General features: G+C 36.4%; 16 protein-coding genes and 2 tRNA genes. 16 read left to right on the top strand and 2 right to left on the bottom strand.

All coding sequences use genetic code 11. The features are described from left to right. The first annotated feature begins 4 nt into the window (after nucleotides 1–4). Together FC86_RS03255 and FC86_RS03250 are read left to right on the top strand one after the other, a co-directional pair. Nucleotides 5–256 (top strand): hypothetical protein, encoded by a 252-nt coding sequence (locus FC86_RS03255; protein ID WP_156403332.1) that lies wholly within the window; start codon nucleotides 5–7, stop codon nucleotides 254–256. Nucleotides 257–295: 39 nt separating this feature from the next. Continuing rightward, the gene (locus FC86_RS03250; RefSeq protein ID WP_056974589.1) at nucleotides 296–676 is read left to right on the top strand and encodes a type II toxin-antitoxin system PemK/MazF family toxin; all 381 of its coding nucleotides are present in this window, start codon (nucleotides 296–298) and stop codon (nucleotides 674–676) included. A gap of 39 nt (nucleotides 677–715) precedes the next feature. Here the strand turns inward: FC86_RS03250 and cbpA are convergent, their stop codons facing one another. Continuing rightward, entirely contained in the window at nucleotides 716–1,405 is a 690-nt protein-coding gene (gene cbpA, locus FC86_RS03245; protein WP_056974587.1) for a cyclic di-AMP binding protein CbpA, read from the bottom strand. 170 nt (nucleotides 1,406–1,575) lie between these two features. Then, nucleotides 1,576–2,550, bottom strand: a complete 975-nt coding sequence (locus tag FC86_RS03240; RefSeq protein ID WP_056974585.1) for an L-lactate dehydrogenase — start codon at nucleotides 2,548–2,550, stop codon at nucleotides 1,576–1,578. 198 nt (nucleotides 2,551–2,748) lie between these two features. Between FC86_RS03240 and pth the strand changes: the two genes are divergently transcribed. From pth to rpoB, 14 genes are all read left to right on the top strand, one after another. Continuing rightward, entirely contained in the window at nucleotides 2,749–3,306 is a 558-nt protein-coding gene (gene pth / locus FC86_RS03235; RefSeq protein WP_056974583.1) for an aminoacyl-tRNA hydrolase, read from the top strand. Nucleotides 3,307–3,328: 22 nt separating this feature from the next. Next, nucleotides 3,329–6,838: a transcription-repair coupling factor gene (gene mfd, locus FC86_RS03230; protein WP_056974581.1), complete on the top strand. Its 3,510-nt coding sequence runs from the start codon at nucleotides 3,329–3,331 to the stop codon at nucleotides 6,836–6,838. Continuing rightward, nucleotides 6,835–7,077, top strand: coding sequence for an RNA-binding S4 domain-containing protein (locus FC86_RS03225; RefSeq protein ID WP_056974579.1), 243 nt, complete (start codon nucleotides 6,835–6,837; stop codon nucleotides 7,075–7,077). Before mfd ends, FC86_RS03225 begins: the two co-directional genes overlap by 4 nt. A 14-nt stretch (nucleotides 7,078–7,091) precedes the next feature. Beyond that, nucleotides 7,092–7,460, top strand: coding sequence for an FtsB family cell division protein (locus FC86_RS03220; RefSeq protein WP_056974578.1), 369 nt, complete (start codon nucleotides 7,092–7,094; stop codon nucleotides 7,458–7,460). Between the two features lie 12 nt (nucleotides 7,461–7,472). After that, nucleotides 7,473–7,826, top strand: coding sequence for a S1 RNA-binding domain-containing protein (locus FC86_RS03215; protein ID WP_056974576.1), 354 nt, complete (start codon nucleotides 7,473–7,475; stop codon nucleotides 7,824–7,826). Continuing rightward, nucleotides 7,823–9,145 carry a tRNA lysidine(34) synthetase TilS gene (tilS, locus tag FC86_RS03210; RefSeq protein WP_056974574.1) on the top strand — a complete coding sequence of 441 codons (1,323 nt, stop codon included), beginning with the start codon at nucleotides 7,823–7,825 and terminating at the stop codon, nucleotides 9,143–9,145. Before FC86_RS03215 ends, tilS begins: the two co-directional genes overlap by 4 nt. 32 nt (nucleotides 9,146–9,177) lie before the next feature. Beyond that, complete coding sequence (gene ftsH / locus FC86_RS03205; RefSeq protein ID WP_056974572.1) at nucleotides 9,178–11,298, top strand: ATP-dependent zinc metalloprotease FtsH; 2,121 nt, start codon at nucleotides 9,178–9,180, stop codon at nucleotides 11,296–11,298. A 48-nt stretch (nucleotides 11,299–11,346) separates the two neighbouring features. Then, nucleotides 11,347–12,225, top strand: coding sequence for an Hsp33 family molecular chaperone HslO (gene hslO, locus FC86_RS03200; RefSeq protein WP_056974570.1), 879 nt, complete (start codon nucleotides 11,347–11,349; stop codon nucleotides 12,223–12,225). A gap of 66 nt (nucleotides 12,226–12,291) precedes the next feature. After that, nucleotides 12,292–13,293 carry a tRNA dihydrouridine synthase DusB gene (gene dusB / locus FC86_RS03195; protein ID WP_056974569.1) on the top strand — a complete coding sequence of 334 codons (1,002 nt, stop codon included), beginning with the start codon at nucleotides 12,292–12,294 and terminating at the stop codon, nucleotides 13,291–13,293. Nucleotides 13,294–13,320: 27 nt separating this feature from the next. Continuing rightward, the gene (gene lysS / locus FC86_RS03190; RefSeq protein ID WP_056974691.1) at nucleotides 13,321–14,814 is read left to right on the top strand and encodes a lysine--tRNA ligase; all 1,494 of its coding nucleotides are present in this window, start codon (nucleotides 13,321–13,323) and stop codon (nucleotides 14,812–14,814) included. Between the two features lie 32 nt (nucleotides 14,815–14,846). Beyond that, nucleotides 14,847–14,919 (top strand) — tRNA-Lys (locus tag FC86_RS03185). A 23-nt stretch (nucleotides 14,920–14,942) separates the two neighbouring features. Then, nucleotides 14,943–15,014, top strand: a tRNA-Gly gene (locus FC86_RS03180). A gap of 218 nt (nucleotides 15,015–15,232) precedes the next feature. Next, a complete protein-coding gene (locus FC86_RS03175) occupies nucleotides 15,233–17,752 on the top strand; it encodes an ATP-dependent Clp protease ATP-binding subunit (RefSeq protein ID WP_056974567.1) in 2,520 nt (839 codons plus the stop codon). A gap of 213 nt (nucleotides 17,753–17,965) precedes the next feature. Beyond that, nucleotides 17,966–21,559 (top strand): DNA-directed RNA polymerase subunit beta, encoded by a 3,594-nt coding sequence (rpoB, locus tag FC86_RS03170; RefSeq protein WP_056974566.1) that lies wholly within the window; start codon nucleotides 17,966–17,968, stop codon nucleotides 21,557–21,559. Nucleotides 21,560–21,561 lie beyond the last annotated feature (2 nt).

The raw sequence follows: 21,561 nt of genomic DNA, 5'->3' as shown, positions 1-21,561 counted from the left end.
GAGTATGATGATGTCGGATACACGTGCTATTTCGATTGAAGTTAATCAATCTTGGCAAAGTGCAATGAATATTTATTGCGATTCTCATCAAATGAGTAACGACAAATTTGTGCGGTTAGCCATTGAGGAATACTTGGCAAACCATGAACCAGTTGTTTCAGAATTTGCGAGAGGTTATCAACAGATGGGTGAGATTAATCGTGAAATTTGTCACGAGTTTGATGCTTGTGAACAAGAACTAGATGCTGAATTATAGTCCCCAACCCAACGGTAATAAAAGCAAAGGAAGATTAAGATGTCTAAACATATCAAACGGGGGGATGTTTACTATGCCGAACTGTCACCTGTTGTAGGTAGTGAGCAGGGTGGACTTAGGCCGGTTTTGATTATTCAAAATGATATTGGAAATCGCTATAGCCCAACAGTTATTGTCGCAGCAATTACGACAAGGATTCAAAAACCAAAAATGCCAACACATATTGCTTTTGAACCGCAAGGCAAAATTGACTATCCTTCGGTCATTTTACTTGAACAAATCCGAACAATTGACAAAACAAGGTTAAAAGATCTGGTTGCTGAACTTTCAGATGATAAAATGGATGAAGTTAACCACGCACTATCAATTAGTATTGGTCTTGAAAGTCCATCATTTTCAAGAAAAGTTAAAGTGAAATAAACATAAAAAAATCGCCTAGAGTAATTTCTAGGCGATTTTTTAATTATCTTCTGTAATTTCATCAGGTGAAATTTCATTGTCACGAATTGTTTGACCAGTTTGAAGGTCCTCAACACTTGGTACAGCGAATCCTTTTTTCTCTAGTTTATCAATAATGATATCTAGTTTATCAGTTGTAATCCCAGCAGGTAATGTAATCAAAGTTCTTCTGATTAAATCATTTTTGTTAGCGTCTAGCACAACACAACCCGCGATTGAACAATATTTTGAAACAATTTTGGTCATTTTGGCTAGTTCACCTTGTTCACCAGCTGACAAAATAGTTAACACGTAACTTCCAACATGAATGTTCCAAGCATCTGATAGCATGCTCAATAATTTTGCATGAGTTAAGATGCCATAAAAATGGTTTTCTTCATCTAAAACAGCAATGTAAGGTAGGTCCTTAATATTGAAAAAGATTTGGAAGAAAGGTGAATTTACTTGAATTGTTTTTGTCGCATTTTTAAGTAGGTGAGTAACTGGTAATGTCATATCACCACCACGAGATTTATGGCGATAAATGTGCATTTTATAGATATTACCTCGGAATATTTTACCAGAATCATCTACAATGGGTACACAACGGTAACCAGATTCTTCAAGAATAATCAAGGCTTCCTCAAGCGTTGCTTTTTCATTGATTGTAGTTAGAAATTCTTTTTTTAAGACAAGAGATTTTAAAAGCATAATAGCTCCTTTCATACTTTTTGTTGATAGGATAAAGCTTAACACAATTTGTATTAATGATAAATGAGTCTATCATTAAATATAGGTGATGTTATGGCTAAAAGCAAGAGATAAACGCAAAAAAATAGCCAAGCACTAGGCTTGGCTATTTTTAATCTTAAATTGAAAGATTATTGACGACCTTCGATACCTGTTTCAGCGAAACCTTTTTCAACAATTTCTTTTAATTGTTTAGCTGAAGCGTGCATGTTTTGTGTTTCTTCGTCATTTAAAGGCATTTCAATAATTTGTTTGATACCTTTACGTCCGATAACAGCTGGAGATCCGATAAAGATTTCGTTAATACCATATTGGCCTTCCATAAATACTGAAAGAGGTAATACTGAATCTTCATCATTGAAGATAGCTTTAGTAATACGAGCTAATGAAGCACCAATTCCGTAGAATGTAGCACCTTTCATGTTAATGATTTTGTATGCTGCATCACGAACATCTTCGTAGATTTCTGTTAGACGGTTTTCGTCGATATCATTTTGTGCTTTAACCCAGTCAGTAACTTTAACGCCACCAACATTTGCATGTGACCAAGCAGCGAATTCTGTATCACCGTGTTCACCTAACATGTAAGCGTGAACTGATTGAGGGTTAACGTTCATCATGTCACCAATTCTTTGACGTAGACGAGCACTATCTAGAGATGTACCTGAACCAATAACGCGTTCTTTAGGGAAACCTGAAAGTTTCCATGTAGCGTATGTCAAGATATCAACAGGGTTAGCTGCAACTAGGAATAGTCCATCAAAACCTGATTCAACAATAGGATCAACGATTGATTTCAAAATCTTTAAGTTTTTACTTACAAGATCCAAACGAGTTTCACCTGGTTTTTGAGGAGCACCAGCTGTAATAACAACTAAGTCTGCATCTTTTGCATCTGAATATTCAGCAGAGTAAATTGTTTTAGGAGCTGTATATGCTAAGGCATCAGATAAATCGATGGCATCCCCTTTAGTTTTGTCTTTAGCGATATCTACGATACCGATTTCTTGAGCAATCCCTTGGTTTACCATTGAGTAAGCGTAACTTGAACCTACTGCACCGTCACCAACAAGAATAACTTTTTGACGTTCTGTTTGTGTTGCCAAGATTAATCATCCTTTCGAGTAATAATTATTTATTCATCTATATAATAACATATTTTAAAATTCCTATCTGCATATAAAAATTTTTTTTAAATATTTTTGAATTTCTTTTAAACCATTGGTGTAAATATAATCAAACAACAAATTATGCTATAATTTTAAGTAGTTATGATATATAGAAAATAAAGGATTTTGACAAATATGAAATTAATTGTTGGGTTGGGTAACCCAGGAAATAAATACCAAAAAACAAAGCATAATGTTGGATTTATGGCTATCGATAAGTTTTGTGATAGTCACCATCTGAATTTAGATAGTGAAAAGTTTATGGGTAGTTTTACAAAGACAGTTATTAATGGTGAGTCAGTTATTTTAGCGGAGCCCTTAACTTATATGAATGATTCCGGCCGTCATGTCTCACAATTAGCAAACTTTTTTAAAATTGATCCAGAAGATATTTTAGTGATTCAAGATGATATGGATTTACCAATGGCCAAAATCAGATTGCGTCAGTCGGGCTCAGCTGGTGGTCACAACGGGATTAAAAGTATTATTAATGGACTTGGAACAAAATCTTTTCCAAGATTAAAAGTGGGTATTAAGCATCCCGAAAACGCAACAGTTGTTAACTGGGTACTCAGCCCGTTTACTGGTGAAGATGCTAAAGCAATTGATGATTCACTTGAGACAGTTGTTGAAATTTTAGAAAAATTTATTACTGGTGAAGCAATGAACAAGTTGATGAATCAATATAACTAATCAAAAGAATGGGGGGTTAAGTTTGAAAATTGTTGATTTTATTAATAAAAGCGACCCCTTTGTTGACTTTATCAATCAGGCTTTAACTTCCAAGAGGTCATTGTTAACAGGGGTTAATCCAAATGCTCAACCAATATTTTTGAAGGCGATTTTGCAGCAAGTTGATAAGCCGATTTTAGTTGTGATGGAGTCGTCTCATAAAGCTGATGCATTGTATCAAAGTCTTTCAAGTATTGTTGATGAAGACAAGTTGTATTACTTTGATGTTGATCCGTTAATAGCAACGCAAGGTGCTATTTCATCAACTGAAGAGTTAACTAACCGTATTGAAGCCTTGAACTTTTTAACTACTCAAAAAGCTGGAATTGTGGTCACGACACCTCAGTCGTTAGCTTATCCTTTGACGAGTCCACAAGAATTTGCAGCCGCTAGTTATCATCTTGTGGCTGAACACGATTATGCACTGAACAGTCTTAAAAATTGGTTAGTTAAAAGTGGTTATAAACGTGACCAGATGGTAGTTAAACCTGGTGAATTTGCTTTGCGAGGAGATATTTTAGATGTTTATCCATTAACAAACTCTCAACCGCTAAGACTTGAATTTTTTGGGGACAATTTGGAGACAATTAAAATATTTGATGTTGAAACACAACGCAGTTTAACAACTCAGAATGAAGTACATTTGTTACCCGCTAAAGACCGTGTTTTTGAAATCAATCAGGTAAAGCAAGCAGGTCAAAAACTAGACGAATTATTAGCAGATAGTCAAGGTGGCTTTGATTACTCAGAGCAAAAGCAAGCTAGAGATTTATTACTTGAAGGTATTTTACCTGAAAAAGTAAGTTTTTATATGAATTATCTACAAGAAAAGCAATTTAAGTTACTTGATTATTTGATTGAAGACGGTTTAATGGTGCTCGATGATTTACCTGCGATTAATGATAGTGTTCGCGAAAATATCACGTTAAATGAACAATATCAAACCCAGGAATCAAATGAAAAACGGTGGTTAGAATCACAAAACCCAAATTGGACATTTTTTGATAGTTTTAATCAAGACAAGCATTCTCAATTATTATTATCGCTTTTTCAAAGAGGAATGGGTCGACTCAAACTAGACCAGATTTGTGACTATAAGACGCAAATTCCACAACAATATTTTTCACAAATGCCTTTGATTAAAACAGAGATTGAACGTTATCAACTGCAAGAACAAACCGTTGTTATACAAGCTGATAATGAAGAGCGTGCTAAAAAATTGACCCAAACCTTTCAAGATTTTGAAATTACGGTTAACTACCACGCAAATGGCGAAATCAATTCTAATCAAACACAGTTAATAGTGGGTGATTTACCTCATGGGTTTATTTTGACAAACCAACGCTTTGTTTATTTGACTGAGCGAGAGTTATTTAATGCAAAACCTAAAAAGAAACGTCAGCGTGTTGAAAAGATTGAAAATGCGCAGCGAATTAAAAATTATAGTGAGTTAAAACCTGGCGACTATGTGGTCCACGTTAACCACGGAATTGGGCGTTTTGAAGGAATTCAGACGCTGGTTACGAATGATGTGCCTAAAGACTATATTACGATTACTTACCAAAAGGGTGATCAGCTTTTTGTCCCCGCTGATCAACTCAAACTTGTTCAAAAATACGTTGCAGCTGAAGGTAAAAGTCCAAAAATCAATAAATTAGGTAGTAGCGAGTGGGCTAAAACAAAGCGCAGCGTTGCAGCTAAGATTGAAGATATTGCCGATGAACTGATTGAACTTTATGCACAACGTGAAAGTGAAAAAGGTTTTGCTTTTTCGCCAGATAATCAAATGCAACGAGATTTTGAGTCAGCTTTTCCTTACGTTGAGACAGGCGATCAAATTCGCAGTATCAACGAGATTAAACAAGATATGGAAAAAACACGACCAATGGATCGCTTGTTGGTTGGAGATGTTGGATTTGGTAAGACTGAAGTAGCTGTTCGAGCAGCATTTAAAGCTGTACAAGATAATAAACAGGCTGCGTTTTTAGTCCCAACAACTATTTTGGCGCAACAGCATTATGAAACTATGACTGAAAGATTTCGTGATTTTCCTGTTAACATTGCGGTTGTTTCTCGCTTTCAAACGGCTAAACAAGTCAAAGAAATTATTGAACAGCTTAAGGAAGGTCAAATTGATATTTTAGTGGGAACACATCGTTTGTTATCACAAGATATTAAGTTTAAAGATTTAGGGCTGTTGATTGTGGATGAAGAACAGCGTTTTGGTGTTAAACATAAAGAACGGCTTAAAGCTTTAAAGGCCCAAGTTGATGTTTTAACCTTGACGGCAACACCAATTCCTCGAACGCTACATATGTCAATGGTCGGCGTGAGAGATTTATCTGTAATTGAAACAGCGCCAACTAACCGCTTCCCTATTCAAACTTATGTGATGGAACAAAATGAAAGCGTCATTAAAGAAGCTATTCTACGTGAAATGAGACGAGATGGGCAGGTTTTTTATCTTCATAATCGTGTTGAAGACATTGAAAGCGTTGTTTTCTATTTACAACAACTCGTACCCGAAGCGCGTGTAGGTTATATTCATGGTCAAATGAGTGAACATCAACTTGAAAATGTGATGATGGACTTCATTAATGGTGAATATGATGTTTTGGTCACCACAACAATTATAGAAACAGGTGTTGATTTACCTAATGCTAATACTTTGCTTGTAGAAAATGCTGATTACTATGGCTTATCACAGTTATATCAATTGCGTGGTCGAGTTGGTCGGTCAAATCGATTGGCCTATGCTTACTTGCTGTATCAAGAAAATAAAGTATTAACCGAAGTCGGTCAAAAGCGCCTAGAAGCAATTAAAGACTTTACGGAGCTAGGTTCAGGATTTAAAATAGCCATGCGTGATTTATCAATTCGAGGAGCCGGTAATATGTTGGGTAAACAACAGCACGGATTTATTGATGCGGTTGGATTTGACCTTTACTCACAAATGCTTGAAGAGGCTGTGAAAAAACGCCAAGGAAATAAAAAGCCAGTTAAAACGACTGATTCTGTTATTAATCTTGATTTACAAGCGTATATTCCAGATGATTATATCGTCGATCAGCCTCAAAAAATCGAACTTTATAAGCGTATCAAAATGGTTGATTCAAGCGATGAAATTCCAAAAATTGAAGATGAATTATTAGATCGTTTTGGCGATTATCCAGAAGCTGTTGAGCATTTGCTCCAAATTGCTGAATTAAAATTACTAGCTGATCAAGCACAAGTTAAGTTAATCAGACAACAAGGATTGCAATTAACGGTAACATTTGATGCAAAAGCAACAGAAACATTAAAGGGTGCAAGAGCTTTTAAGGCGCTTAGTGAAACAACACTAAAAGCAAAAGTTGCACTCAATAAAAAACAAGAATTACAAATTAGTTTAATGACAACAAAAGACATGCCGGTTAGGAAATGGATAGCTGAATTAAGTTCATTTTTAAGTGCGGCATCTGATTTATTAAATGAAAAGGAGACCACCTCATGAGAATTGACCGATTTTTAAAAGTATCGAGAATTATTAAAAGAAGAACCATTGCAAAAGAAATGGCTGACCAAGGTCGTATTAAAGTTAACGACAAAACAATTAAATCATCAACCAAAGTTCAAATTGGCGACATTTTAGAAGTGAGCTTTGGTAACCGTACTATTAAGGCTCGTATTTTGAACTTGTTAGAAACAACTAAAAAATCAGAAGCACAAGATCTTTACGAATTAGTTGACTAATAGGGGGGAATAAAATGGGTCGTAAAGTTAAGCACACGTATCAAATTGCTTCAAGTGAAAAGAGTGTTTTTAAAAAACAACGTCATGAGCGTAAAGTTCATGTCAGAAGACGTCGTTTGTATGCGGCGCTGTTTGGGTTCATTGTTTTATTAACAGGGATGCAAATCACAAAAATGACAATAGATACGCACAATCTTAATGTTCAAGCAGAAGAAAGCCAGCAAAAGTTGGATACTCTATTACAGAAACAACATTTATTGTCTAATGAGGAACAAAGATTAAATGACCCCGATTACCTCCAAAAAGTTGTCCGAGATAAATATCTCTATTCAAAGCCTAATGAAGTTATATTTGATATTTCAGATAATAGTCAATCAAAGTAAGAGAGGGATTAGATGATTAAACAAGGCCAAAGATTACAAGGTACAATTAATAATGTTGCTTCATTTGGTGTTTTTGTGACACTTGATGATAAACATCATGGTTTAATCAAGCGACAAGAACTTGATTATGGAAAAAATGATGACTGGCAAATGTATTATGATGTTGGTCAAATGATTGATGGTGTTGTTTTATCTGCTGAAACACCTCAAAAAATTGAACTTTCACAAAAGCAATATGATAACCAAGATCTAAAGGATCTGTCTAATCCATTAGAAGCTGATCAGACAAAGCCTTTTGCCAAAAAGATTGAACACGTGTTGAAACAAGCCAGTGAATTCTTAGATAAGTACGCTGCTGAAAAATGATGGCTATCCAGCGAGTGTTTGAGCAAAAACTAAAAGACTTACAAATTGATATCAAATTAGATAGAATAGTTGTTGCTGTATCTGCTGGACCAGACTCTATGGCATTGCTAGATTTGCTGTATCACAGTCTTTATTATCCTAAAGACCAGTTAGTTATTGCTCATGTTAATCATCAATTGCGTGTCGATTCAGAGCAAGAACTAAGGCTATTGCAGAGTTATGCAAAAGATAAAGGGTTAACCATTGAAAGTTATGATTGGCCCGAAACGCTTCATCCTGGCACAGGTATTGAAGCAGCGGCTCGTCAGATGAGGTATCAGTTTTTTCAAGAGGTTCAAAAAAAAGAAAATGCGAACTATGTTATGACAGCTCATCATGGAGATGATGTGTTGGAAACGATTTTGTTAAAATTAGTTCGAAGTGGAGATGCACAGGAAATGTCGTCTTTAGCCGCAAAGCGGCCTTTTTTTGAAGGACAACTCGTGAGACCGCTACTTAATTTTTCTAAGGAACAGCTGTTAGATTATTTAAATAGTCAGGGTATCGTTTATATTACAGATGAAACAAATAATACCGATTTTACAATGCGCAATCGTATGCGCCACCATGTCATTCCAATTTTGAGAAAAGAAACACCTTATATTGTTGAAAATGGTCAGCGTTATCAACGAACGGTGACAAAATTAACTCAAGCACAAACAACACTTTTTGAACTTGTAACAACCCAAAGACAAGTGACAACTAATTTATATCAGGGTGAAATTAAAGATTTTACTAAAATTCCAACAACTAACTGGTCAGACTATCTTAGTTATTTAACAATGAAAGCATTTAGTGATAAGGTGTTTTTATCTGAGCAACAACATAAGCAGCTCAAACATATTTTAATTAAGGGCGGCAGTTTAACGCTAACTAATAAAATTCAATTTCTAGTTAAAAATGACACCTTTTTTTTAACGTATGATAAACTTAGAATCACCCCACAACTTATTGAGCTGAACAAACCACTTTTGTTTTGTGAGCAACAGTATATAGTTAGTACTGGTAAAAAAGTTGAAGGTTTTGAGTGCATTGGAGTATTCGATGTTCCACTAGATCAAAACTTGTATTTAGGGTTAACACCTAATCAATCTGTGCTACTATCAAATGACCATCACCAAAAAGTGAAAAAAGTTTTTGCTAAGGTGGGAATTCCGACAATTTTGAAGGAGTACTTTTTGGCAATTTATGGATCAGATATTTATTGGATTCAAAATATTTACAGTTATAATTCTTTATCACAACAGTCTAGAAAATTATATTTCTTTGTGGCAAAATAGTAAGAAGTAGTTTATGAAATCGGAGGTTACTTATGAATAAAAGTCCCAAAAAATTCAGGAATAATATATTCTTTTATATTATTGCTGCAATCATTATTTTGGCAGGATTTAACTGGTTCTTTAATGGTGGAAGCAGTAAGTCAGTCAAAAATGTTAGTTATTCAGAATTTATTACGCAACTAAATGATAATAGTATTGATAAGTTTAGTATGCAGCCCGTGAATGGCGCTTATACGGTTTCAGGAACTTATAAAACTAGTCAAACAAATCAAACGTCAAATAACTCAATGTTGTCAATTTTGACAGGTGGACAAAATTCATCGACTCAAAACTTTTCAACAACAATTTTGGCTAATGATAACACAGTAAAGCAAGTCACTGAATTAGCACAAAATAAGAAAGTTAATGTGTCAATGGATGGTGAACCACAAACAGGTCTTTGGCTTACATTGCTAGGTTCTTTTCTACCTATCATTATTATTGCAATTGTTTTCTTCATGATGATGGGGGGTGCTCGAGGTGGCCAAGGTGGCGGTGGAAACCGTATGATGAACGTTGGTCGTTCAAAAGCAAAACCTGAAGATCCTACTAAGAACAAAATTAGGTTTAGTGATGTTGCCGGTGCAGAAGAAGAAAAACAAGAACTAGTTGAAGTAGTTGAATTCTTGAAACAACCTAAACGCTTTGCTAGTCTTGGTGCTCGTATTCCATCTGGTGTTTTACTTGAGGGACCTCCCGGAACCGGTAAAACACTTTTAGCTAAAGCCGTTGCTGGTGAAGCTAAAGTACCATTTTACAGTATTTCTGGTTCTGACTTCGTTGAAATGTTTGTCGGAGTTGGGGCTTCTCGTGTTCGTGATTTATTTGAAAATGCTAAAAAATCAGCTCCTGCTATCATTTTTATTGACGAAATTGATGCTGTTGGTCGTCAGCGTGGAGCCGGTATGGGCGGCGGAAACGACGAACGTGAGCAAACCTTAAACCAATTATTGGTTGAGATGGATGGATTTACTGGTACAGAAGGTGTTATCGTTATGGCGGCAACTAACCGTTCTGATGTTTTAGATCCTGCTTTACTTCGTCCGGGCCGTTTTGACCGTAAAGTATTAGTTGGTCGTCCAGATGTTAAGGGCCGCGAGGCTATTTTGAAAGTCCACGCTAAAAACAAGCCTTTAGCAGAAGATGTTGACTTGAAACTAGTTGCACGTCAAACACCCGGATTCGTTGGGGCAGACCTTGAGAACTTGCTTAATGAAGCAGCTTTGGTTGCTGCAAGAAGAAACGATACTAAGATTACTTCTCTTGATATTGACGAAGCAGAAGATCGTGTGATTGCAGGTCCTGCTAAAAGAGACCGCAAGACTTCAGAAAAATATCGTCAAATTGTGGCTTACCATGAAGCCGGTCATGCTTTAATTGGTCTTGTTCTAAGCGATTCAAGAACCGTTAGAAAAGTAACTATTGTACCTCGTGGTCGTGCAGGTGGTTATGCGATTACGTTGCCTAAAGAAGACCAATTTTTACTAAGCAAAAAGGACTTAGAAGAACAAATTGTTGGTTTAATGGGTGGACGTACAGCAGAGGAACTAATCTTCGATAGTTTATCTTCCGGTGCTTCAAATGACTTTGAGCAAGCAACACAAATTGCACGTACCATGGTGACTCAATATGGTATGAGCGATGTATTAGGTACTGTTGCATTAGAACAAGAAGGTCAGGCAGCTTATGGTCAAGGTCCTTCATATAGCCAAGATACAGCCGCAAAAATTGATCAAGAAGTTCGTCGCATAATAAATGAAGCACATACACGTGCTACTGAAATTATTAAAGAATATCATAAACAACATGATTTAATTGCTAAAGCTTTACTTGAATATGAAACGTTGAATGAAAAACAAATTCTGTCATTATTTGAAGAAGGTAAAATGCCAGAAGAATCAACAGAATTTCCAAGTGAAAAAGATACTGCTGATTACAAAGAATCAAAACAAGCTGCAGATCAAAGAGAAAAACAATCTGAAGCAAAAAATGCTGAAGAGATTAGTGATCAAGAAAAATCAGAAAAAGACATAGAAAAAGAAGTCACATCTAGCAAAAAAGATGTAGATTCTGATACAATAACAAACGATGATAATAATCGTGACGATAAATAATAAAAACAGAGCCTAGTGGCTCTGTTTTTTAATGAGGTGTAAAAAACAATGAAAGATTATTTAATTAAAGCAATATCAAAAGATAAGGCCTTCAGAATTTTAGCTGTTTCAGCAACTGAATTAGTGTCAACTGCACAACAAAAGCACGATACTTACAGTGCATCATCTGCGGCGTTAGGTCGTGGATTAATTGGGACTTTGTTACTAAGTACAGCAACTTTAAAAGGCGATGATACGTTAACAGTTCGTATCCAAGGAGATGGACCTGCAGGTGCTATGGTAATGGATGGTAATGCCGATGGAATGGTTAAAGGTTACATTCAAAATCCGCATGTACACTTGCCACTTAATGAAAAGGGAAAGATTGATGTTAAGGGTGCTGTGGGAACGAATGGCATGTTTAGCGTTACTAAAGATTTGCATATGAAAGAACCATTTACAGGTCAAGTGCCGTTAATTTCGGGTGAGCTGGGTGAGGACTTCACTTACTATTTAGCTAAATCTGAACAAATTCCATCTGCTGTTGGCTTGTCATGTTTTGTTAATCCCAACAATACAATTGGTGCTGCAGGTGGCTTTATGATTCAAGTGTTGCCAAATGCAAGTGAAGAAAGTATTGCCAAATTAGAAGATAGTCTTAAACAATTACCACTAGTTTCTAAATTAGTTCGCGAAGGTAAAACGCCTGAAGAAATTACTGAAATGATTTTCCCTGAGGGTGTAGATATCTTAGATACAATGGATGTAACCTTTAAGTGTGACTGTAGCAAAGAACGCTTTGAAAAATCATTAGCTACTTTGAAAAAATCAGAGATTGAGGCTATGATTGAAGAAGATCATGGAGCTGAGGCAGTATGTAAATTCTGTAATGCACACTATCACTATAGTGAGTCAGACTTGAAAGATATTTTAGCAAAACGAGGCTAAAACTGGTGTTGAGGCTTTTTGGATAAACTGATAAAATAGTACAGGTAAAAATGAGGAAGAGTGTCTATGTGGAAAATTGGAAATGTGGAAATTCCTAATCGCATTGTTGTCGCACCAATGGCTGGTATTTCAAACTCAGCTTTTCGTATCACAGCAAAAGAATGTGGTGCGGGATTAGTTGTTTGTGAAATGATTAGTGATAGAGGAATTATTCACCATAATAAAAAAACTTTAGATATGCTTTTTGTAGATCCAAAAGAGCACCCAATTAGTATTCAAATTTTTGGTGGAACTGTTGAAACACTAGTTGAAGCAGCCAAGTTTGTGGATCAAAATACACAAGCAGATATTATTGATATTAATATGGGATGTCCAGTACCGAAAGTTGTAAAAACTGACGCAGGAGCAAGATGTTTGCTTGATCCTAATCGAATTTATGAAATGGTTAAAGCAGTTGTTGATGTGGTAGAAAAACCTGTGACTGTTAAAATGAGAACGGGTTGGGATGAAGACCACATTTATGCGGTTGAAAATGCCCTTGCTGCTGAACGTGCAGGAGCTAGTGCGGTTGCCATGCATGGTAGAACGCGTAAACAAATGTACACCGGTAAGGCTGACTGGGATATTTTGAAGCAAGTTAAAGAGGCACTTTCTATTCCATTTATTGGAAATGGCGATGTGACTACACCAGAAGATGCTAAACGTATGCTTGATGAAGTTGGTGCTGATGCAGTTATGGTAGGTCGAGCAGCCTTAGGGAACCCTTGGGTTTTAGGCCAAATGGAACATTACCTTGAAACTGGTGAAATTGAACCTGAACCTACACCAAGGGAAAAGATAGATTTAGCTAAATTACAATTGAATCGCTTGGTAGAGTTAAAAGGTGAAAAGATTGCCGTGCCGGAATTCCGTCAACAAGCAGCTTACTACTTGAAAGGTATTCCACGTGCTGCTAAAACTCGTGCAGCAGTTAACCAAGTTTTCGCTAAAGAAGAAGTTTTTGAAATTCTAGACGACTTTGTCGCTCAATATGAAGCTAGAGAAAAATTAAAATCGGAGGGTAAATAAGTGGCTAAACAAGATAATCATCACCAAATGAACGACCAATTACGTGTTCGTCGTGAAAAATTACAAGAATTAATTGATAATGGAATTGATCCATACGGTAGTCGTTTCGAACGCACAGCTGTTGCAAAAGATTTACACGATCAATATGAAAACGAAGAAAAAGATGCGTTAGATGAAAAACACGTCACTGCAACTATCGCAGGTCGTATGATGACTAAACGTGGTAAAGGTAAAGTTGGATTTGCTGATATTCGTGATAACTCAGGGAAAATGCAAATCTACGTGCGTAAAGATACTGTTGGTGAAGAAAATTACAAGATTTTCAAACGTGCTGATTTAGGTGATTTCCTAGGAATTACAGGTGACGTGATGAAGACAGATATGGGTGAGTTAACAATTAAAGCAACTCACGTGACTTTCTTATCTAAAGCACTACGTCCATTGCCAGATAAATACCATGGTTTGACAAATATTGAACAAAAATATCGCCAAAGATATCTTGATTTAATCGCAAACCCAGACAGTTTTGACCGTTTTCAAAAGAGAAGTCAAATTATCTCAACAATTCGTCGTTACTTAGACCAAAATAGCTTTACTGAAGTTGAAACACCAGTATTGCATGACCAAGCTGGTGGTGCTGCTGCAAGACCATTTATTACTCACCACAATGCGCTAGACATTGATTTATATCTACGTATTGCACTAGAATTACATTTAAAACGTTTAATTGTTGGTGGAATGGAACGAGTTTATGAAATTGGCCGTGTATTCCGTAATGAAGGCCTGGATACAAAACACAACCCTGAATTTACAATGCTTGAAACATATGCTGCTTATTTTGATTTTAAAGATGTAATGACCCAAACTGAAGGGCTATTCCGTTACATTGCTAAGGAAGTCTTTGACACAGATACAATTACTTACCAAGGTGAAGAGGTTAAGATTGGCCAACCATTTAGACGTTTACACATGGTTGATGCCATTAAAGAGCAAACAGGCGTTGATTTCTGGCGTGAAATGTCACTTGAAGAAGCACGTCAAATTGCTGATGACCACAATGTTCACTATGAAGAATATTGGCAAGTTGGACACATCATTAACGAATTTTTTGAAGAATTTGTTGAAGAAACTTTAGTCCAACCAACCTTTGTATATGGCCATCCAATCGAAGTTTCACCACTTGCGAAGAAAAATAATGAAGATTCACGCTTTACAGATCGCTTTGAATTGTTTATAGTTAAGAGTGAGTTCGCTAATGCATTTACTGAACTTAATGATCCTATTGATCAAAGACAACGTTTTGAAGCACAAGTCGCAGAACGTGAAGCCGGTAATGATGAGGCAACTGGAATCGATGAAGATTACATCGAAGCATTAGAATATGGTATGCCACCTACAGGTGGACTTGGAATTGGAATCGATCGTTTAGTAATGCTATTTACTGATGCACCATCTATTCGTGATGTTTTACTATTCCCAACCATGCGTCCAGAACATCATGACCAACAAAATGAAGAATAATCACTAAAAGCAGGATATCCTGCTTTTACTACGAGTCGTTAGCTCAGTTGGTAGAGCATCTGACTTTTAATCAGAGGGTCGGCAGTTCGAGCCTGCCACGACTCATTTAATACACGGCGTGTATTAATGCGGAAGTAGTTCAGTGGTAGAACATCACCTTGCCATGGTGGGGGTCGCGGGTTCGAATCCCGTCTTCCGCTTTTTAATAACCTACAAGTTTGTGTGGGTTATTTTTTTATCCCTAAAATGAGTTAAATTTTAAATTAGCGGGTATTAGTTGTACAATAATTGTAGTGAAGAGAATGCACAGTGAAAAAGCAAATTATTGATTAAGAATCGGATTAATTTTTATTTTGATATTTACATTTGGAAACAAATACTTTACTGTATACTTCTATAATAGATTGGCGGTGTAATAATGGAAAACATGTTTACAGATAGTGCAAAAGTGGCACTAACAATTTCACAAGAGCAAGCAACTTACTTCAAGCACCGTGTGATAGGCACTGAGCACTTATTATTAGGGCTAGTGATGGAATCGCATGGAACAGCCGGACATTTGTTGCGGGAATTGGGAGTATCCACCACAGACATTCGTGAAGAAATTGAAACTTACACAGGATATGGTGTTGAATTATCAACACCAGTTAAGGGTGAGTTTTTACCTTATTCACCTCGAGCTAAACAAGTTATGACATTGTCTGGCCAAATTGCAAAACAATTGGGTGCTGACAAAGTTGGGACTGAGCATCTGTTGATGGCCTTAGTTCAAAATGAAAATGTTTTATCTGGAAAAATTTTAAAAAATTTAGGATTTAGTTTGTCACGAATTTACCAAGAGTTATTACAACAATTAGGTATTCAAGACAATGAAAACTTTAAAAAACCTGAATTGAGCACATCAAAAACTCAAAGTAAAAGACAGCAAGCAGTTAAGACGAAGACACCAACTTTAGATAAATTAGCTAATAATTTAAATGATAAAGTTAAACAAGGACAAGTTGATCCTGTCATTGGACGAAATTCAGAAACGCATCGTGTCATTCAAATTTTATCACGCCGAACAAAAAATAATCCGGTTTTAGTCGGTGATCCAGGTGTAGGTAAGACGGCAATTGCAGAAGATTTAGCTGCCAAAATCGAAGCAGGACAAGTGCCAGCTATTTTAAAGAAAAAGCGTGTAATGTCACTTGATATGGGTTCCTTAGTAGCGGGGACGAAGTACCGTGGTGAGTTTGAAGACCGCTTGAAAAAAGTGATGGATGAAATTAAACAAGATGGCGAGGTTATTTTGTTTATTGATGAGCTGCATACATTAATCGGTGCTGGTGGAGCAGAAGGTGCTATTGATGCTTCAAATATCTTGAAGCCATCACTTGCCCGTGGTGATATTCAAGTTATTGGTGCTACAACGTACGATGAATATCAAAAATATATTGAGAAGGATTCAGCTTTAGAACGTCGTTTTGCACAAGTAAAAGTATCTGAGCCTACGATAAAAGAAACTGAGCAAATTTTAGCTGGATTAAAGAAGACTTATGAAAACTTCCATAAGGTAACAATTGCACAAGATGCGATTGATGCAGCTGTTGAAATGAGTCAACGATACATTACTAATCGGTTTTTACCGGATAAAGCTATTGACTTGATTGATGAAGCAGCAGCTAAAGTTAAAATTGAAGGCTTTGAAGAAAGTGAAGATCAACAAATTATTCCGCTTGAAAAAGAATTAGAAGACTTGTTAAATCAAAAAGACAAAGCAATTTTTGATCAAGATTTCGAACAAGCAGCTAAGCTGCGTTATCAAGAAACACAACTTCGTCAAACAATTTATAAAATGACAGAAGAAAAGGTAAAAGCCCAACAAGCTAGACAACAAGTGACACGCGAAGACGTTGCTGAAGTTATTTCAACTTGGACTAAAATTCCGCTAACCCAACTTGATTCTAATGAAAAAACACGTTTACTTGACCTTGAAAAAGAACTTCATCAAGAAGTTATCGGCCAAAATGATGCGGTAATGGCTGTTTCAAAAGCGATAAGACGCGCTCGTGCGGGAATCAAAGATCCTAACCGTCCAATCGGGTCTTTCTTATTCTTAGGGCCAACAGGTGTTGGTAAAACGCAATTGGCAAAAGTGCTAGCTAAAACAATGTTTGGTTCTACTGATAATCTTATTCGAGTAGATATGTCTGAACTTTCAGAATCTTATAGTTCATCAAAACTAGTCGGGTCTGCTCCAGGATATGTGGGTTATGAAGAAGGTGGTCAGTTGAGTGAGCAAGTTCGTCAAAATCCTTATTCCGTTGTTTTACTTGATGAAGTAGAAAAAGCTCATCCAGATATTTTCAACTTATTGTTACAAGTATTAGATGATGGTTACTTAACAGATGCTAAGGGTCGACGTATTGATTTTAGAAATACTATTATTATTATGACATCTAACCTAGGCGCACGCGCAATGAAGATTGATAAGACGGTTGGCTTTTCAAGTAATGAAGACGAACAGCGTCAAGCACAATTGACAAGTAAAATAAAACAAGCAACACAAGAATTCTTTACACCGGAATTTTTGAATCGTATTGATGAAACAATCATTTTCCAAGAACTACAAAAACCGCAATTACGTCAAATTGTGACATTAATGTTGGAAGATTTAAAATCACGATTATCTGAACAACAAATTAAACTATCTGTTTCAACACCGGCATTAGACACTATCTTAGAAGCCGGCTTTGATGTTGAAAATGGTGCTCGACCAATTCGTCGCGCAATTCAAGATAAGCTAGAAAATGAGTTAAGTGATCAATTACTTAGACAAGATATTAAATCAGGAGATTTAGTTAAAATAGGTTCTTCTAAAAATGGATTGACTTTTAAGACTGCTCCTCAAAGTCAAGTTGAAAGTGCACAAAAAGACGATAAAGTGCACAATTAACTTGACAAGTATCAGCGATATGATTATAATTTGTATGATTGAAATTGGCTGTTGAAGTACAGTATTGCTCTGATCTATTGTCCAGAGTGATGATAAAAGCAAAAATGGTACCCGTGTGCCGTTTTTGTTTTTTTATTGTCTAAAAACACCTTTTTTGATAGTTGTAACGTAAATGTAATATTACGTGTTTTTAACAGAAAGGATGGTCTTCTCTTGGTAGGTTCAAATATAAATTATGGTAAAAACCGTACTAGAAGAAGTTATTCACGAATTAAAGAAGTTTTACAACTTCCTAATTTAGTTGAAATACAAACAAGTTCATATGACTGGTTTTTAGAACGTGGACTAAAAGAAATGTTCGACGATATTATGCCAATCGATGATTTTGCTGGTAATCTGTCATTAGAGTTTGTGGATTATAAATTATCCGAACCTAAATATACGATGGATGAAGCAAGACAACATGATGCAAACTACTCAGCGCCTATTCATGTGACTTTAAAATTAACAAATAATGAAACAGAAGAAATCAAAACTCAAGAAGTTTTCTTTGGTGATTTCCCATTAATGACACCGCAAGGAACTTTTATTGTAAATGGTGCAGAACGTGTTATTGTTTCTCAATTAGTTCGTTCTCCAGGTGTTTACTATAACTCTTCATTGGATAAAAATGGTCGTACTAACTTTGGTACAACAGTTATCCCAAACCGTGGAGCTTGGTTAGAATTTGAAACAGATGCAAAGGATATTTCATATGTACGTATTGACCGTACACGTAAATTACCTATTTCTGTTTTAATGCGTGCATTAGGGTTTGAATCAGATAGCGATATTTTAGAAATTCTAGGGCAAAGCGACTCATTAAGCTACACTCTAGAAAAAGATATTCATAAGAATCCACTAGATACACGTACTGAAGAAGGATTAAAAGACATTTACGAACGTCTTCGACCAGGTGAACCAAAAACTGCTGACAGTTCTCGTTCATTGCTATATGCTAGATTTTTTGATCCAAAGCGTTACGATTTAGCACCTGTTGGACGTTACAAAATTAACAAAAAACTTTCATTAAAAACACGCCTATTAAATCAAACGTTAGCTGAAACTTTAGCTGATCCTGATACAGGGGAAGTTATTGCTCAAAAAGGTGATGTGATTGATAATCACATGATGGAAACATTGGGTAAATTCTTAGACCGTGAAGACTTTAAAACTGTTACATACCAGCCTTCAGAAGAATCAGTGGTTACTGATCCTATGGTTGTACAAAAGATTAAGGTCTTTTCTAAAGAAAACCCCGAAAAAGAAGTTAATATCATTGGTAATGGTCACATTCCAGAAGATATTAAACACGTTACGACAGCTGATATCATCGCATCAATCAATTACTTCTTGAACTTGCAAGAAGGCATTGGTGAAGTTGATGATATTGATCATTTAGGTAATCGTCGTATTCGTTCAGTTGGTGAATTGTTACAAAATCAATTTAGAATTGGTTTGTCACGTATGGAGCGTGTTGTTCGTGAAAGAATGTCAATTCAAGACGCCTCAACTGTCACACCTCAACAATTAATTAACATTCGTCCGGTTGTGGCTTCAATTAAGGAATTCTTTGGTTCATCACAATTATCACAATTTATGGATCAAACTAACCCACTTGGAGAATTAACTCACAAACGTCGTCTATCTGCTCTTGGACCTGGTGGTTTAACTCGTGATCGTGCCGGATATGAAGTTCGTGATGTTCACTATACTCACTATGGTCGTATGTGTCCGATTGAAACACCTGAAGGACCTAACATCGGATTGATTAACTCACTAGCTTCCTATGCTATTGTGAATAATTACGGTTTTATTGAAACACCTTACCGTCGTGTGGATTGGACAACTCGTAAAGTTACAGACAAAATTGATTACTTAACAGCTGACGAAGAAGATAACTACATTGTAGCTCAAGCCAACTCAAAACTTAATGAAGACGGATCATTTGCTAATGATAGCGTTTTAGCACGTCACCGTGATGATAACCTTGAAATCAGCACAGACAAAGTTGATTATATGGATGTTATTCCCAAACAAGTTGTTTCTGTTGCTGCTGCATGTATTCCTTTCCTTGAAAACGACGATTCAAACCGTGCGTTGATGGGTGCTAACATGCAACGTCAAGCTGTGCCATTGGTACGTCCACATGCGCCACTTGTTGGTACTGGTATGGAATACCGTGCAGCTCATGATTCAGGTACAGCACTGCTAGCTAAAAATGGTGGTACTGTAACTTATGCTGATGCACGTCGTATTGAAATTACAACACCAGAAGATGGTATTGATACTTATTACGTATCTAAATTCAGACGTTCAAATGCTGGTAAATCATATAACCAACAAACATTGGTTCGCCAAGGCGACCGTGTTGATGCTGGTGATGTTATCGCAGATGGTCCTGCTATGGAAAGCGGAGAACTTGCATTAGGACAAAATCCAATCATTGCATTTATGACTTGGAATATGTATAACTTTGAAGATGCGATTGTTTTATCAGAAAAACTAGTTAAAGAAGATGTTTATACTTCTATTCATATTGAAGAATTTGAATCAGAAGCTCGTGATACAAAACTTGGACCTGAAGAAATTACACGTGAGATTCCAAATGTTGGGGAAGACTCTTTAAGAGACCTTGACGAAACAGGTGTTATCCGTATTGGTGCTGAAGTCCATGATGGTGATATCTTAGTTGGTAAAGTAACACCTAAAGGTGTTACTGAACTCTCAGCAGAAGAACGTTTACTACACGCGATTTTTGGTGAAAAAGCACGTGAAGTTCGTGATACATCATTACGTGTACCACATGGTGGTGGCGGAATCGTGCAAGATGTTAAAGTCTTCACACGTGAAGCCGGTGATGAACTATCTCCAGGAGTTAATAAACTAGTTCGCATTTACATCACACAAAAACGTAAAATCCAAGTTGGGGATAAGATGGCTGGTCGTCATGGTAATAAAGGTACTGTTTCAATTGTTGTTCCTGAAGAAGACATGCCATTCTTACCAGATGGAACACCAGTTGACATTTTATTAAACCCAATGGGTGTGCCATCACGTATGAATATTGGACAAGTGCTTGAATTACACTTGGGTATGGCTGCAAGAGAATTAGGAATTCACGTTGCATCCCCAGTATTTGACGGTGCAACAGATAGTGATTTATGGGACACAGTTAAAGAAGCTGGTATGGCTGCAGATGGTAAGACTGTTCTTTATGATGGCCGTACAGGTGATGCATTTGATAACCGTGTATCAGTTGGTGTTATGTATTACATGAAACTAGCTCATATGGTTGATGATAAATTGCACGCTCGTTCTATTGGACCTTACTCACTTGTTACACAACAACCGCTTGGTGGTAAAGCACAATTCGGTGGACAAAGATTTGGTGAGATGGAAGTTTGGGCACTTGAAGCTTACGGTGCTGCTTACACCTTGCAAGAAATCTTAACTTACAAGTCTGATGATGTTGTAGGTCGTGTTAAAACTTATGAAGCCATCGTTAAAGGTGAAAACATTCCAAAACCTGGTGTACCTGAATCATTCCGTGTTTTAGTTAAAGAGCTACAATCTCTAGGACTTGATATGAAAGTACTAGACATCAATAAAGATGAACTAGAACTACGTGATATGGATGATGACGATGATGATGTCGTAAATGTTGATGCTTTATCAAAAATGGCTGAAAAGCAAGAAGCTCAAAAGCTAGAAGAAGAAGCTCATAAAGCTAATGATCTTTTGAATAATGATGAAGTTTCAAAATAGTA

Source organism: Holzapfeliella floricola DSM 23037 = JCM 16512 (assembly GCF_001436605.1).
Classification (GTDB): Bacteria; Bacillota; Bacilli; order Lactobacillales; family Lactobacillaceae; genus Holzapfeliella; species Holzapfeliella floricola.
Note: the sequence above shows the minus strand (reverse complement) of the source record. Positions and strands in the feature narration are given on the sequence as shown.